Origin of the sequence: Amycolatopsis sp. NPDC005232, assembly GCF_040607795.1 — a bacterium.
GTDB lineage: Bacteria > Actinomycetota > Actinomycetes > Mycobacteriales > Pseudonocardiaceae > Amycolatopsis.
The window spans coordinates 228,772-243,378 of record NZ_JBEXHL010000010.1; the positions used below are offsets into that span (position 1 = coordinate 228,772).

Below are 14,607 nucleotides of genomic sequence, written 5' to 3' on the forward strand. Positions count from 1 at the left end.
TCACACTGCTTGGCGAGAACACCGGTGACCACTAGAATCCCGCCATGCACTCCGTGGTGATCCTCGCCTTGGACAAGGTCGTGCCGTTCGACCTGGCCACGCCCATCGAGGTGTTCACCCGCACGCGCCTGCCCGACGGCCGGGCCGCCTACCAGGTGCGCGTCTGCGGTCCGGCCGAGGAGATCGACGCCGGCGCCTTCACGATCCGGCCGCGGCACGGCCTCGAAGCGCTCGCCGAAGCGGACACGATCATCGTCCCCGGCCGCGACGAGCTCGAAGAGGTGCCTGCCGACGTCGTCGATGCCCTGCGTGCAGCCGCGGCGAAAGGCACGCGCATCGCGTCCATCTGCTCTGGTGCGTTCATCCTCGCCGCCACCGGCCTGCTCGACGGGCAGCGCGCAACTACGCACTGGGTCGCCGCGCCGCAGCTCGCCGCCCGCTACCCGGCGATCGAGGTCGACGCCGACGTGCTCTACGTCGACAACGGCACCATCCTCACCTCGGCCGGCGCCGCCGCGGGTCTCGACCTCTGCCTGCATCTCATCCGCTGCGACCACGGCTCCGCGGTCGCGGCCGACGCCGCCCGCCTGTCCGTGATGCCGCTCGAACGCGAGGGCGGCCAGGCGCAGTTCATCGTCCACGACCAGCCGCCCACCCCGCGTGGCTCGGTGCTCGAACCGGTGCTGCGCTGGCTCGACGAGAACTGCGCGAAGGACCTCACGCTCGACGACATCGCCGCCCACGCCGGCATGAGCAGCCGCACGCTCAACCGCCGCTTCCGCGAACAGACCGGCACCAGCCCGCTGCAGTGGCTGCTGCGCGCCCGCATCCGCCAGGCGCAGCACCTGCTGGAAGCCACCGACCACGGCGTCGACCGCATCGCGGGTCAGGTCGGCTTCGGCTCGCCGACGTCGTTCCGCGACCGCTTCAAACGCATCGTGGGCACCAGCCCGCAGGCCTACCGCGGCAGTTTCCAGCGGAGCCGTTGAACACGGACGTCCGCTGGACCGTCCACGCGGCCGACTCGGAGTCCACCCAGGAGTACACCCCGTTCGAGGGCTTCGACATGACCGCCAAGGTCACCGACACCTTCGTCCGCGGCCACCACGTCTACGCCGACGGCAAGATCACCGGCGACCCGATCGGCCGCTACCTCAAGCGCGGTCGCTGACCCAACCCGTTCGTGGGCCCTTCGTGCTTCGGCACGGAGGGCCCACTTTCTTTCACCACCTGGAAAACCGACGACCGAAAATCAGCGACCGCTGGTGTCGCCCGAATCGCGGAGCCAAGCCCAGCTGTGCCGTATCTCGTCCGCAGCATCACGAACCAACACCCGATACCGCCCCACCGCCTCCGGCGTGAACCGATACTGCGGCCCGCAAATACTGATCGACCCGTGAATCTCCCCATCCGGCCCGAACAGTGGCGCCGCCACCGACCCCGCCCCCGGCTGCCGCTCCCCAAGCGAAACCGCAACCCCTTCACGAGCAGTCTCCGCCAGCACCGCCCGCAAATCATCCGCCGCCGTGATCGTCTTCTCCGTCAACGCCGGTAACTCCCGCCCCAGCACCGCCGACTGCCGCTCCTCCGGCAGAAAGGCGAGAATCACCTTCCCGGAAGACCCGGCGTGCAACGGAAACCGGCGCCCGATATCGACAGTCATCTTGATCTCACGAGGACTCTCGAACTGATCGAGATACACCCGCTCATCGCCGACCAACCCGGACAACGTCGTGGTCTCACTCGTCTCATCCCGCAACCGACGCAACACCGGCGTAGCGACGGTCCGCGCATCGAACCTCCGCAACGCACTCGCCCCCAACGCCACCGCCGCCGGCCCGAGCCGGTAACCGGCCACACCAGGGTCGGTGGCGAGCATCTCCCGCGAGACGAGCGACTGCAGGATCCGGTGCACCACGGCCTTGGCCAGCCCGAGCTCCCGGCTGATCGCGCTCACCCCCAGGTACCGGGGCCCGCCCGTGAAGAGCAGCAGCACGTCGGCGACGCGCGCGGCCGCTTCCGTGCCGGCGTTGTCGGGCGAAGCTGCGGGCTTGCGCCCGGCGGTATTCTGGGTGCTCAAACCGGTGGTCCTCGGAATTCTGGTTGTGTTCCGCTGGTGGAACGTGGGTGAACTGCGCGCTGGCGCCCACTTTACCGTTTCCGGGGCGTTGTCGGGACCACCCTGTTCCGGTCAGCGATACGGCAGCACCCGCGCCAGCGCCTCGACGGCCGTCGTGGGGTCCGGCCCCGCGGGGATGAACACGACGTGGCCCGCGCCGGCGGCCTCGAGTTCGGCCAGCCGGGCCCGGACGTCGGCCGGCGTGCCGACCACCGCCAGTTGGTCCACCCACTCGTCGGGCAGCGCCGCCGCGAACTCCTCCCGCGACCCGGCCGCCTTGCGCAGCGCCGCGAACTCGTCGGCGAACGGCAACGGCGCGAGGTGCGGCGCCCAGTCCGGCTCGCCGATCGCCGAGAGCGCCTGCCGGGCCAGCGCCCGCGCGCGGTCGGGGGAGTCGTCGACAGCAGCGACGTTGTAGGCGATGAGCTCATGCTCCGCCCCGACGATCTCGCGCACGGCCCGCAGGTACTCCGGCGTGACGGGCTCCGCGAGGATCGTCCCGTCCGCCACCTCGGCCGCGAGGGCAAGCGACTTTGGCCCGCGCACCCCGGCGTACAACGGCGGCACGACCTTCGGCGGGCTCTGCAGCCGGACGTCGCGCAGCTGTATTCCGGCGCCGTCGAAGCTGACGCGCTCGCCGTCGAGGATCGCCCGGACGGTGGTGAAATACTCGCGCAGCAGCGTCAACGGACTCCCCGGCCACTCCCCGGCCTGCCGTAGCCACGCCGGCATCCCGTGTCCGATCCCGGCCAGCAGCCGCCCCGGGAACATCCCGGCGAGCGTCGCCAGCTCCATCCCCGCGAACGCGACGTTCCGCGCCGCGGCCGGCAAAACCCCGATGCCGACCCGGATCCGCTCGGTCTTCGCCAGCGCCACCGCCGCCTGCGCGATTCCGCCGCGGAAGAAGCAGTCCTCGACCACCCACAGCTCGTCGAACCCCAGCCGCTCGGCCCGCTGCGCGTACCCGACGAACTGGGTGACGTCGAGATCCGGCGGCGCGATGAGACCGATCTTCACGGCGGGTTCCTCCCCGGTACGTTCTCCTTGCCTGGCAACGAGAACGTACCGCTCGCCGGTTCCCGCGTCAGGAGGGTTCGTCCGCCGGCGCCTCCTCCGGCCAGTCGAGACCGGCTTCCGTGATCAGCGTGTCGAAGATCGGCGTGTCGGGCTGAGTCATGTCGGGGCCACCACGTCGATGATCGCGTCGGCGCGGACCCATTCGTCGGCGTCGTGGGTGCCGTCGGCTTGGACGGGGACCCAGGTGACCTCGGTGTCGGTGTCGAGCACGGGCGGGCCGGTCACGATGCCGCGCCGGCACAGGCGTTGCGGGCCGGACTTGCGCTTGCCCGGCAGGTAGGTGACGCGGTGGCCGCGCACCAGTGGTTCCTCGTCCATGGTTCCCCTCCTCATGATGTTCCCCTGCGTTTCCCTCTCAGGCCGGAAGTTCGTCGTTGACCTCCGCGAGCCCCGCGGTCACGACCCGGCACGGCGCGCAGCTCGCGACGTGCCCGTCGATCACCGTCGAACGCCGCCGCGACAGCCCGCCGCGCACCCATGCGCCCAGGTTGCGGCGCGCCTCCGCGCAATACGGGTCGTCCGCGTGCGGCACCTGGACCTGCAGGTACGCCTGGCGCAGGCCCTCGCGCGCCCGACCGGCGAGCACGGCGGCACCGTTCGGCGAGACGCCCAGCAGCAGCGCGGCCTCCGCGGTCGAGCCCCCCTCCGCGGCGGTGCGCCACAGGACCGTTCGCCACCGGCCCGGCAACGTGCAGTACGCCGACCAGACGAGTTCGACGTCGGACCGTCGCAGCGCTTCTTCCTCGGCCACCGCCCGCGCGCCGGCAGGCTCGGGGACGGTCTCGCACAGGTCGACGCGGTTGTGGTGCCGGCTCCAGCTCGCGGCGAGGTTCCGCATCGTGACGATCAGGTACGGCCGAGCGGCCTCACGCGGTCCGCCGCCCGCACGCACAGTGGTGATCACGCGCATGAACGCCTCGGCGACCAGGTCCTCGCACTCCGCCGGTTGGTGGCACCATCGCGCGGCCGTGCGGCGCATCGGCTCGACGTGGCGGCGGTAGAGCGCCCCGCTCGCGTGGAGGTCACCGGCGCGGACAGCCGCGAGCAGCACCGGGTCCGGCGGCTCGTCGTCCACGCAACTCCCCACGCGGTTCTCCAGATCGTATGGACACTCTCCGTAAGAATACTGACGGTGTTCAATAGGCACCTAAAGTAACAGGTACAGAAGTGTACCCGATATCGCGGGGAGCGCTACACTTCCCGCCGATGACGTCCTCGGGCACCCCCCACAAGGCTGACGGCCGGGCGGCGCGCTGGGCGGGCCAGCGAGAACGCCGCCGTCGTGAGTTCGTCGAGGCCGGGTTGCGCGCCATCGCGCGGCACGGGCCGGACGTGTCCACAGAGCAGATCGCCGAGGAAGCGGGCGTCGCGCGCACGCGGTTGTACAAGCACTTCGCCGACGCCACCGACCTGCAGTGCGCCATCGCCGACCGCGCGGGCGAGCTGATCACCGCCGAGTTCGCGCACCTGTGGGACCCGCCCGGCACCCCCATGCAGATGATCCGCGGCGCGATCGGCGCCCACACGCGCTGGCTCGCCGACCACGCCCACCTCTACCGCTATCTGACGCAGGTGTCGGGCCGCCCCGGCACGCGCGACGTGGTCGCCGACGTGAAAACCGCCATCGCGCGCCAGCTGACCGTGCTGTTCGAGCGCTACCTCGTCGCGTACGCCATGGACACGCGCGTCGCCGACACGATCGCCTTCGCCCTCGTCGGCCTCGTCGAGTCCAGCACCGCGCGCTGGCTGGAAAACCCCCGCGGCCTCGACCAGGCCGACCTGGCCACCCTCCTGGCCCGCTGGACCTGGCACATCCTCGACGACGCCCTCCGCACGGGCGGCATCATGCTCGACCCGGATGTGCCGTTGCCGGAAAGTGTTGCGGCGCCGGAAGGTTCTTGAGTCTCTTGTGGACCGTGGTCAGTCGAGTCGCTGGAGGATCCGGGTGAACCGCATCAGCGTCTCGACCTCGGCGAGGGTGGCGCTCCAGTGAGATTCGTCGGGGCGGTTCTGTCTGCCGGATTCGCCTGCCTCAAGTGAGTTTCGCGTGTTCCGCGTGTTCAGCGGGCGATGAGGGACGCGAAGGCGGCGCGCACGTCGGCGTCCGAAGCGTCGACCGGCATGTCGGACGGCGGGCCCAGGTCGCTGTAGCCGTAGGAGGTGTAGGAGACCGACGGGGGACAGCTCGTGCCGCCGATCTCCACTTTGGTGTCGGCGACGAGCTTGCCGGTGCGGAGTTCGTAGGCCTTGAGGGGGATGGCGATCTTGTGGAACGTCACGTCGTCGGGGAGCTCGGGAAACGTGTGGTTCTCGTACTGGCAGGTGCGGACGGCGGTGCCGTTGGTGTCGTCGCCGGCGCAGACGATCAGCACGGCCTTCGTCGGGTCGGTCACGCGCCAGTCGGCGGGGAGGCGGTTGGTGAAGTCGTCGTTGCCGGAGAAGATCGCGTGGTTCGTGCCCTTGCCGTAGGGCGGGGCGGCGCTGTACGGGGCGGGCTTGGTGCAGTACTCGGGCGCGGTGGTGTTCGACAGGAGGCTGCGGACGTTCGCCAGCTCGCCCGCAACCTTGGCCTTCCGGACGCCGTCGGTGGCCCTCGCGGCGATGGCGCTGCGCGGGTATTGGTCGAGCACCTGCTGGTACCGCGTGCCGGCGCTCTGCCAGTCGCCGGCGGCCAGCCGGGTATCGCCGCACGCGACGAGGGCGCCGGGCCGGATGCGGTTGACGACGACGGCGGCCTCGGGACGGGCCCGGAGCCAGTCGGTGTCCACGGTGAGGTCGCACGGGTTCTGCGCCGGAAGCTTGGCCAGGAACGCGTCGAGCACGGCGTCGGCCATCCGCTCGTGGCCGGGCAGGTCGGTGCGCACCCCGGCCAGAGCGTCGAAGCCCGTCTTCAGCCGGCCAGTGTTGCCGGGCAGTCCGCCGGCGAGAGCCTCGGCCGCGGTGCGGAGCCGGCCGCACGCCTCCGCCGTCGCGTCCCCGGCGGCGGCCAGCGGCGCGTCGGCAAGGCGGTGGCCGAACCACACGCGGTCGAGCGCCTTCTCGGCCTTGGCGCAGTCGCCGCTGTCGCGCGCGTCGGCCACGTCGTGGGCAATCGAGACGGCGTCGAACCTCAGCAGCGCGGCCACCACGAGCACCGGCACCGCGACGGCCGGCGCCACCACCCAGTCCCGCCACCGGCTCCGCGCCGGCGGGCCCGCGAGGAACCACCCGTGCACGATCCCGGCCGCCCACCACACCAGCACCACGATCTCGAACCACACCGTCGGAAACGCCGTCACCAGCAGCACCGCCAGCACGACCGTGCCCACCACGTTCAGGACCGCCAGACCCCGCCGCCCCAGCAGCAGGTACCCGACCCCCAGGAACGACGCGTTCCCGACCGCCACCGCGGCCGGACTGGTCCGCCGCACCGGCACCCACGGCGGCTCGTCCATCGCACCCCTTCCCACACCCCTCGACGACCGCCGCCGATTGTGGCCACGCACCCCGGGAGGGGTCCCGATGTTCCACTCAGGAGTCCGCGGCCGGGCGAGCGTTGTCGGGCGCGATTGTCGGGGCGGGGTGGGCTTGCCGGTCGGGCGTGGGAACTTCCGGCTCGGAGGCGCCGCGCTTGGTCGCCGAGGTCGAGTTGCGACGTAGTCCGCGGCTGGATGCCATAGATCCACCCTCGCGAGAGACAGGCGAGTGGCGCGGCGCGATTTTTTCAGCCGAAGTCGGGCGGCGCGAACCTTCCGTGCTGCCCGGGCGTCACAGGCCCCACCCTCGGATTCGTGCCTTGGGCCAGACCTCGGCCCAAGGCACACCTCGGATCCGTTCGCCGGTAAACCCGCGAGTCCGAAGTGGTCACCAGCCCCTCAACCTCAACCCAGCCGCTTCCTCCACTCCAGATCCACCCGGATCCGCTCCTCCGGCGACGCGTCCCACGTCACCGACAGCTCCTGCGCTCGCAGCGCCGCGGTGACCACCTGCCCCACCTCCGCCGTGTCGGCCGGGGAGTCCGCCAGCCGCCCGTACGACAGCAGAAGTTCGCCGCCCTCGACCGCGCGGGCCGTGTCCTGCTCGTGGAAGAAGACGAACCCCCGGTCGCCCGGGGCGGCTTCCGCGCCGATTTCCGTCAGGCCGCAGTTCTGGCAGCACGCGAAGTCCGCCCGAGCCACCACACCCGAGGACGCCAGAGCCGAGAACGCCGCCAGCACCCGATCCGGGTCGGTCACCGGAGGCCACGTGCGTTGTTCCGCCACCCGCGCCTGCCAGAGCCGGTCGACCACGGCGCGCGCCTGCGGCAGTGACACCGAGGGCTCCAGGTACTCCGTGATCGCGACCGCGACGTCGTCGGGCGTGCTGAAGCCGCCGTGCACCAGCGGCCGCGCGAACTCCACGGCCTCGGCCGCGGTGTCGGCGGGCAGGTCCTTCTGCTTGCGTCCCCACATGCCCGCCATGGTGCCACCCACCCCCGACAGAAACGGCGGTTATCCTGGAACAACCGTGCTGCGAGGAGCGAAACGATGGTTGTGGAGAAGGCGACCCGGACCTACCGGATGAGGCGGCGGGCCGACGCCATGGAGGACACGCGCCGCCGGATCACGGAGGCGATCGTCGAGCTGCACGGGTCGATCGGCCCGGCGCGCACGACCATCGCGGGCATCGCCGAGACCGCCGGCGTGCAGCGCCACACCGTCTACCGCTACTTTCCGACCGAGGAAGACCAGCTCGCCGCGTGCGCCGCGCATTTCTGGGGCTTGCACCCGCGCCCGGATCTCGAAGGCTGGCAGGCGGTCGGCGAGCCGGCCGAGCGCATCACGAACGCGCTGAAGCAGCTCTACGCCTTTTACTCCGAAGTGGAGCCGATGCTCGTCAACTCGCTGCGCGACGCCGTCGAAATGCCCGCCGTCGAGCGCGCGCTCGAGTCGATGGCGGCGTTTCTCGAAGACGCCACGAGCCTGCTCTCCGCGGGCTGGTCGCCGGCCCGCGGGCGCAAGCGGTTCGTGGTCGCGGCGGTGCGCCACGCGCTCGCCTTCGACACCTGGCGCTCACTCGTACGCGAAGCCGGCCTGAGCACCAACGACGCCGCGAAGCTCATGGCCACCATGGTCGCCGCCGCGAAGACCACGCCCTGACAACGGAAAACGGCACGGGGGAGACCCGTGCCGTCGCGGCAGGACTCAAGCAGCCCGGCCGTTCACCAGATCCCGGGTGACGTTCGCGATCCGCGACCCGGCATACCGAGCCGACGCCTTCGTCTCATCGCTGATCGGGATGGTGCCCTGACCGTCGGCGTGCGAAGGCCCGTACGGCGTGCCCGTCGCGAACTGGACGGGGTCCGTGTAGCCCGGCGTCACCAGGATGCCGCCGAAGTGGTGCACGGTGTTGTACAGCGCGAGCAGCGTCGATTCGCGGCCGCCGTGCGCCGTCGCGGTCGAGACGAAGCCGGAGTACACCTTGTCCGCCAGCAGGCCCTGCGCCCACTGCCCGCCCAGCGTGTCGAGGAACTGCTTGAGTTGCGAAGCCACGTTGCCGAACCGCGTCGGCGTGCCGAACACGACCGCGTCGGCCCACAGCACGTCGTCGGCGGTCGCGACGGGCTCGTCGCGCACGGCGTCGGAGTGCGCCTGCCACGCGGGGTTCGCCGCGATCGCTTCGTGCGGCGCGAGCTCGGCCACGCGCCGCACGCGCACCTCGGCACCCGCACCCTCCGCGCCGGCCGCGTACTCCTGCGCCAGCGAGTGGACGCTGCCCGTCGAGCTGTAGTAGATGATGGCGACCTTGGGCGCAGTCACGATCGGCTTCCCTCATTTCAGAGTACAGTCTTGTGCTTTGAAAGTGAGGGTAGGCAGGGCGGCGCGAAGCTGTCAATCATTCGAGTGCACACAGATGGTTGATGAAAAACTAGAGCGCGCTGTGCGTACGCCGGTAGCCGGTCGGCGTCGTGCCCACCTCGCGGCGGAAGATCGTCCGGAAGTTGGCCGCCGTGCCGAAACCGGTGGCCGCCGCGATGCGCTCGACGGGCCAGTCGGAGGTCTCCAGCAGCCGGCGCGCGCTGAGGATGCGGTGGTTTACGACCCAGCGCATCGGCGACATACCCGTCTCGAGTTCGAAGTGCCGGATGAACGTGCGGCGCGGCAGGTTGCTGCGCTCGGCCATGCGCCCGACGGTGATCCGGTCGCCGATGTGCTCCATGACCCAGCTGCGCGTGGCCGAAAGATCCGTGCGCGCGGCGGTGAGCACGTCGACGTACTGCGGCTGCGCGCCGCCGCGAGCGGGAGAGGCCACGACCTCCTTGCCGGCCTCATGGGCGGCCGCCGCGCCGAAGTCGGTGCGGATGAGGTGCAGACACGCGTCGATGCCGGCGCCCGCACCCGCGGACGTGAGGATTTTTCCGTCTTCCACGAACAGCTGGTTCTCCAGCACACGCACCGCCGGGTACTGCTCGCGCAACGCGGCGAGGTAGCGCCAGTGCGTGGTCGCCTCGCGGCCGTCGAGCACGCCGCTCTCCGCGAGCGCGAACGCGCCGGTGCAGATCGCCACCACGCGGGCACCGCGGTCGGCGGCGAGGCGGATCGCGTCGAGGTACTCCTCGGGCAGCGGTACCTCGGGTTCATCGTACCCGGGCACGATCACGATGTCGGCCTCCGGCGCGTCGGCCAGTGAATGCGTCGGCGTGATGCCCAGCGGCGAACCCGTGGTCTCCTTGCCACACACGAGCACGTGGTAACCCTCTTGCCGGCCGAGTATGTGTGCGGGGATGCTGAAGTCGAGCCCCATGACCCGGGGCACGGCCAGCAGCGCCACGACCAGCTGCGTGCGGGGCAACGGATGTCTCCTCGGATCGCACCGGAACCAACGGCCGCCAGGCTACTCGCACTGGCACGATCCTTGCCCATTCTGGCATCGAAACGGCTGGTGAGAGCGGTCCGCCGGCTCGTAGTGTTCTGTCTTGATCACGCGGCAGGAAGGCTGAAAACCCCATGAGCAAGCCGATCGAGAGGACCACCGCGAACTTCGGGGTCCCGTGGGAAGGCATCTACGGCTACGTCCAGGCCGTGAAACACGGCGACACCATCTACGTCTCCGGTCAGCTGTCCCACGACGGCGACCAGCTCGTGGCGCCCGCGCCCGTGGACGAGAACGGCGCCGTCACCGACTTTTCCGCCATGGAAGAGCAGATGCGCCGCTCGTATGTGAACGCCGCCGAGCTGCTGAAGCGCTTCGGCGCGACGCTGGCCGACGTCGTCGAAGAGGTGCTCTACGTCCTCGACATCGACGCGGCCTTCGCCGTGGCGGGTCCCGTGCGCAAGGCGGCCTACGGACGGGAGGACCCGCAGGTCGCCAGCACGCTGGTCGGCACGACGCGGCTCGCCTTCCCCGAGCAGCTCGTGGAGATCAAGCTCATCGCGCGGGTCTGACCCGTCCGCGGAGCGCCCTCGCCGGCCGAGACCGGCGAGGGCGCTCAGGCGTCGTGCGCGGAGTCGCGGCCGGAGTCCACGAAGAACGCCGCGACCACCCCGCCGATCGCGCACAGGATCCCGATCACCACGAACGCGGTGTTGTAGCCGTCGATCTGGTTGCCGGCGCCGTCGATCAGCGCGCCCGTCGCCCATGGCGCGATGATCCCCGACGTGCTCTGCAAAGCGATGAACAGGCTCAGCACACTGGTGCGCTGCGAAGGCGCGGCTGCCGTGCCGATCGCCGCGTAGACGATCGGCTGCGCCACGAGCGTGAGGCAGTAACCGGCGACGAGGATGACGTAGGCGAGGTAGCGCGCGCTTCCCGCCAACGGCAGCACGGCCAGCAGCACCCCGCCGGCGGCGAGCGAGAGCGTCGGCACGAGGCCGTGCGCGATGCGCGCGGACACACCCCGCGCGAGCAGCCGGTCGGTCAGCCAGCCGGAACCGAGCATGAACGCCATGCCGATGATGCTCGGCAGTCCGAAAAGGACACCCGAGGTCAGTGTGGAAAACCCCAGTCCGGCTTCGAGGTAGGACGGGAACCAGCTGAACACCACGGAGATCAGCGCGTACATCGGATACGTGGCCAGCAGGAGCACGATGAACGTGCGGCTCCGCGCCACCTTGAGGAACGTGCGCCGCCGCGCGGCTCGGTCCACTTTGTCCGGTGCCTCCGGCGTGACCGCGAACGGCCCGGTGCGTCCCGCGAACAGCCACACCGCGCACCAGACGAGACCGGCGAGACCCAGCGCGAAGAACGCCGACCGCCACCCGGAGCGCACGATGAGCAGTGTCAGCAACGGTGCCGCGACGATCTTCGCGAGCGACGCGCCGGACGTGAGGATCGCGGTCGGCAGTCCGCGGCGGTGCTTCGGGAACCAGCTGTACGCGGTGGAGTTGGCCACTGCCGTCGCCGGACCTTCGGCGGCACCCAGGCCGATGCGGGTCGCGAGCAGCACGCCGCCGCCCGCGAAGAAGAACACCGGCAGCTGCGTGGCCGCCCACAGCAGCGACATCACGAACAGCAGCCACTTCAACGGCACATGCCGCGTGGCGAGGAACCCGATGCCGACGGCGCTGAGGCTGTAGAGGAAGTAGAACGAGCTGCTGATCAACCCGAACTGCGACGCCGACAGGTGCAGTTCTTTCATGAGCGGCTGGGCGGCGAGCGCGAGCGAGATGCGGTCGGCGAAGTTGAGGACCATGAAGACGGCGAGCAGGAGCAGCACCGTCCACGCCATCGCCGGCCGGTAGCGCGGCTCGGGCCCGGCGACGGTGAGGAGCGGGATCTCCGGGGTTCTCGAGGTGGTCACGGGGTTCCCTTCGCTGGTGCGACGGCGTTGTCGCCCGTCGCGGTGGTGGGATTCTCCGAAGGAAGCGGGGGTGTCCGAAGTGGCCGGTCGAGCGGCGCACACGGCGTCCTGGCGATCGGTGTGAGGGACAGTATGTCGGAGTTGCGTTACAGTCAACACTTGCAACGTAATTGTTCCGCACGTCCGGTACTCGGCTTGCCGGCGCGGAAGTCCCACCGCGCCAACGAAGGCGGGGCTTCAGACGAGCTGCGGCCGCAGCTCTTCCGCGGTTTCCCTCAGCACGGGCAGCACGCGTTCCCGCATGTCCGCCTCGGAGATCCGCTCCACGCTGGTCCCGATGTTCAGCGCGGCGATCGGCGTGCCGTCCCAGCGGCGCAGTGGCACGGCGGCGGAGTGGAACCCGGCCTCGACCTCGTGTGCGACGTAGGCACACCCGGCCTCCGCCACCTCGGTGACCTTCTTCTCCAGCGCGGCGACGCCGGCGTCGTCGAGGCTCGCGAGGCCGACCAGGTGGCGGTGCCGGCGCTCGTCGTCGAGGCCGCTGAGCAGCACGAGACCCAGCGCGGACTGCGCGGCGGGCACCTGGAACCCGATGCCCTCGCCGATCGGCAGGGTGTGGCGCGGCAGCGCTCGCGCGATCATCACGGCCGCCGGTCCGTCGAGGACCGCGGCGGTGCAGGAGGCTTGGAAGAGCTCGGCCAGGCGGTCGCATTGCGGCTGCAGCACCTGGCTCACCGGGTTGGTCGTGAGGTAGGCCGACGCGAGCGTGAGCACCTTGGGGGCCAGGCGGTAGGCCTTGTCGTCGGCGACGACGTAACCCAGGTGCGCCAAGGTGAGCAGGGCGCGGCGCACGGTCGCGCGGGGGAGTTCGAGCTTGCGGGCCAGCTGTGCCTGCGTGAGCCGCTCGGCGGTGTGGTCGAATGCGGTGAGCACGAGCAGGCCGCGTTCGAGGGCTTCGGAGTAGTCCGAGCGGCTGGTGCCGTCCACCTCGCGGGCCGCCCGGCGGGCTTCGTCCCGCGCGTTGAGCTTCGACACTCCACCAGCTCCGTTCGATTAACGCACACCTTGTCGCGAAATGTAGCACGAACGCCGTCGAAGACCTTGCGGTGACCAGTCACGGCTGCCTACAGTGCTCACATCAGAACCAAGTGTTCGTTAATTGAACAAACTTGAACAGACTGCCGGCCCCCACCACGCTGGACGACGAAGTCGCGAGGAGAACGCTGCCATGCGCGCGGACGACAACCGGAAGATCACCGAGACCGGGCCCGGCACTCCGGGCGGCGATTGGATGCGGCTCTACTGGCAGCCCGTGGCGCTGACCGAGGAGCTCGACACCGAACGTCCGGTGGTTCCGGTGCGGGTGCTCGGTGAAGACCTCGTGCTGTTCCGCAACGCCGACGGCTCGCTGGGGCTCATCGACCGCCGCTGCGCCCACCGCGGCGCCGACCTTTCCCTGGGGCGCCTGGAAGACGGCGGCCTGCGCTGCTATTTCCACGGCTGGCTTTTCAACGGCGACGGGTCCTGTATGGACACTCCGGCCGAGCCCGAGGACAGCAAGCTCAAGGCCAAGGTCAAGATCCGCTCGTACCCGGTGCGGGAGTGCAACGGGATCGTGTGGGGCTACCTCGGCGAGGGCGAGCCGCCGAACCTGCCCGCGCTCGACTGCTTCGTGGCGCCGCCGGAGTACACGTTCGCGTTCAAGGGTTACCTCGACTGCAACTGGCTGCAGGCGCTGGAGGTCGGAATCGACCCCGCGCACGCCTCCTACCTGCACCGGTTCGCCGAGGACGAGGACACGAGTGACAGCTACGGCAAGCAGTTCCGCGGCGCGTCGCTCGGCACGAACCTGCCGATGACGAAGATCCTGCGCGAGTACGGCCGGCCCGAGATCCTCAACGCCCGCACCGAATACGGCCAGCGCATCGTCGCCCTGCGCACACTCGACAAGGATGGGCTCGACGGCTCGTCCACCCACGTGCGCATCACGCACCAGGTGTTCCCGCACGGCATCACGATCCCGCTGAGCTCCACCATGGCGATCACGCAGTGGCACGTGCCGATCGACGACGTCTCCTGCTACTGGTACGCGATGTTCACCAGCCTCGACGAGCCCGTGGACTCCGAAACCATGCGGGCGCAACGCCTCGACGGCATCACGCTCCCGGACTACAAGCCGGTGCGCAACCGGGCGAACAACTACCGCTTCGACTTCGAGGAGCAGCGCACGCAGACCTACACCGGGCTGGGGCGCGACATCAACGTCCACGACCAGATGGCGGTCGAGGGCCAGGGCTTCATCTACGACCGCAGCCGCGAGAACCTCAGCCGCTCCGACCGCGCGATCGTGACCTACCGGCGGATGGCGCTGCAGGCCATCGACACCGTCGCCGAGGGCGGCAGTCCCGACCTGCTGCTCAAGGACTCCGCCGACGTCGAGAGCCGCGGCCCCATCCCGCTCGACGGCATCGGCCCCACCGGCGAGTGGGAGGACTACTGGGCGAGCTCGATCTCCGACCTGCGCAAGGCGAGCCCGTGGGCTTCGCACCTGCAGGCGGCGCTCGCGACGGGGCCGGCGGGCGTGCCGGGCTCGGCGGTCGAGCCGGATCGTTCTTCGTCGCCCGACGCCTACGACCGCGCGCGGGACTGAGGT

The 14,607-nt window shown here is 70.3% G+C and carries 16 protein-coding genes; 6 read left to right on the forward strand and 10 right to left on the reverse strand.

The genetic code is table 11. The features are described from left to right. Positions 1 to 44: 44 nt before the first annotated feature. Together ABZU76_RS21115 and ABZU76_RS21120 are read left to right on the forward strand one after the other, a co-directional pair. A complete protein-coding gene (locus ABZU76_RS21115; RefSeq protein WP_354872011.1) occupies positions 45 to 989 on the forward strand; it encodes a helix-turn-helix domain-containing protein in 945 nt (314 codons plus the stop codon). Further along, positions 986 to 1,171: a hypothetical protein gene (locus ABZU76_RS21120; RefSeq protein ID WP_354872013.1), complete on the forward strand. Its 186-nt coding sequence runs from the start codon at positions 986 to 988 to the stop codon at positions 1,169 to 1,171. The genes ABZU76_RS21115 and ABZU76_RS21120 overlap by 4 nt, the downstream gene beginning before the upstream one ends. Positions 1,172 to 1,252: 81 nt before the next feature. On the opposite strand, the gene ABZU76_RS21125 is transcribed toward ABZU76_RS21120, so the two are convergent. The 4 genes from ABZU76_RS21125 to ABZU76_RS21140 form a co-directional block, all read right to left on the reverse strand. Then, entirely contained in the window at positions 1,253 to 2,080 is an 828-nt protein-coding gene (locus ABZU76_RS21125) for an IclR family transcriptional regulator (protein ID WP_354872015.1), read from the reverse strand. Between the two features lie 111 nt (positions 2,081 to 2,191). Beyond that, a complete protein-coding gene (locus tag ABZU76_RS21130) occupies positions 2,192 to 3,136 on the reverse strand; it encodes an LLM class flavin-dependent oxidoreductase (protein WP_354872017.1) in 945 nt (314 codons plus the stop codon). Between the two features lie 156 nt (positions 3,137 to 3,292). Next, entirely contained in the window at positions 3,293 to 3,514 is a 222-nt protein-coding gene (locus ABZU76_RS21135) for a hypothetical protein (RefSeq protein ID WP_354872019.1), read from the reverse strand. Positions 3,515 to 3,551: 37 nt separating this feature from the next. After that, the gene (locus ABZU76_RS21140) at positions 3,552 to 4,271 is read right to left on the reverse strand and encodes a sigma-70 family RNA polymerase sigma factor (protein WP_354872021.1); all 720 of its coding nucleotides are present in this window, start codon (positions 4,269 to 4,271) and stop codon (positions 3,552 to 3,554) included. A gap of 131 nt (positions 4,272 to 4,402) precedes the next feature. On the opposite strand from ABZU76_RS21140, the gene ABZU76_RS21145 reads away from it, so the two are divergent. Then, positions 4,403 to 5,098 (forward strand): TetR/AcrR family transcriptional regulator, encoded by a 696-nt coding sequence (locus tag ABZU76_RS21145; protein WP_354872023.1) that lies wholly within the window; start codon positions 4,403 to 4,405, stop codon positions 5,096 to 5,098. A 158-nt stretch (positions 5,099 to 5,256) separates the two neighbouring features. Here the strand turns inward: ABZU76_RS21145 and ABZU76_RS21150 are convergent, their stop codons facing one another. Further along, positions 5,257 to 6,630 (reverse strand): hypothetical protein, encoded by a 1,374-nt coding sequence (locus ABZU76_RS21150; protein ID WP_354872025.1) that lies wholly within the window; start codon positions 6,628 to 6,630, stop codon positions 5,257 to 5,259. A 426-nt stretch (positions 6,631 to 7,056) separates the two neighbouring features. Continuing rightward, positions 7,057 to 7,626, reverse strand: coding sequence for a hypothetical protein (locus ABZU76_RS21155; protein ID WP_354872027.1), 570 nt, complete (start codon positions 7,624 to 7,626; stop codon positions 7,057 to 7,059). 75 nt (positions 7,627 to 7,701) lie between these two features. On the opposite strand from ABZU76_RS21155, the gene ABZU76_RS21160 reads away from it, so the two are divergent. After that, complete coding sequence (locus tag ABZU76_RS21160; RefSeq protein WP_354872030.1) at positions 7,702 to 8,313, forward strand: TetR/AcrR family transcriptional regulator; 612 nt, start codon at positions 7,702 to 7,704, stop codon at positions 8,311 to 8,313. A 45-nt stretch (positions 8,314 to 8,358) separates the two neighbouring features. Here ABZU76_RS21160 and wrbA read toward each other — a convergent pair whose 3' ends face one another. Together wrbA and ABZU76_RS21170 are read right to left on the reverse strand one after the other, a co-directional pair. Continuing rightward, positions 8,359 to 8,973, reverse strand: a complete 615-nt coding sequence (gene wrbA / locus ABZU76_RS21165; RefSeq protein WP_354872033.1) for an NAD(P)H:quinone oxidoreductase — start codon at positions 8,971 to 8,973, stop codon at positions 8,359 to 8,361. A gap of 109 nt (positions 8,974 to 9,082) precedes the next feature. Next, positions 9,083 to 10,006, reverse strand: a complete 924-nt coding sequence (locus tag ABZU76_RS21170; RefSeq protein ID WP_354872036.1) for a helix-turn-helix domain-containing protein — start codon at positions 10,004 to 10,006, stop codon at positions 9,083 to 9,085. 155 nt (positions 10,007 to 10,161) lie between these two features. Here ABZU76_RS21170 and ABZU76_RS21175 point away from each other — a divergent pair, with 155 nt between their 5' ends. Then, positions 10,162 to 10,599, forward strand: coding sequence for a Rid family hydrolase (locus tag ABZU76_RS21175; RefSeq protein ID WP_220243407.1), 438 nt, complete (start codon positions 10,162 to 10,164; stop codon positions 10,597 to 10,599). Positions 10,600 to 10,643: 44 nt separating this feature from the next. Here the strand turns inward: ABZU76_RS21175 and ABZU76_RS21180 are convergent, their stop codons facing one another. Both ABZU76_RS21180 and ABZU76_RS21185 read right to left on the reverse strand, forming a co-directional pair. Continuing rightward, positions 10,644 to 11,954: an MFS transporter gene (locus tag ABZU76_RS21180; RefSeq protein ID WP_354872039.1), complete on the reverse strand. Its 1,311-nt coding sequence runs from the start codon at positions 11,952 to 11,954 to the stop codon at positions 10,644 to 10,646. A 237-nt stretch (positions 11,955 to 12,191) separates the two neighbouring features. Further along, positions 12,192 to 12,989, reverse strand: a complete 798-nt coding sequence (locus ABZU76_RS21185; RefSeq protein ID WP_354872041.1) for an IclR family transcriptional regulator C-terminal domain-containing protein — start codon at positions 12,987 to 12,989, stop codon at positions 12,192 to 12,194. Positions 12,990 to 13,182: 193 nt separating this feature from the next. Between ABZU76_RS21185 and ABZU76_RS21190 the strand changes: the two genes are divergently transcribed. Continuing rightward, positions 13,183 to 14,604, forward strand: coding sequence for an aromatic ring-hydroxylating dioxygenase subunit alpha (locus ABZU76_RS21190; RefSeq protein ID WP_354872043.1), 1,422 nt, complete (start codon positions 13,183 to 13,185; stop codon positions 14,602 to 14,604). Positions 14,605 to 14,607 lie beyond the last annotated feature (3 nt).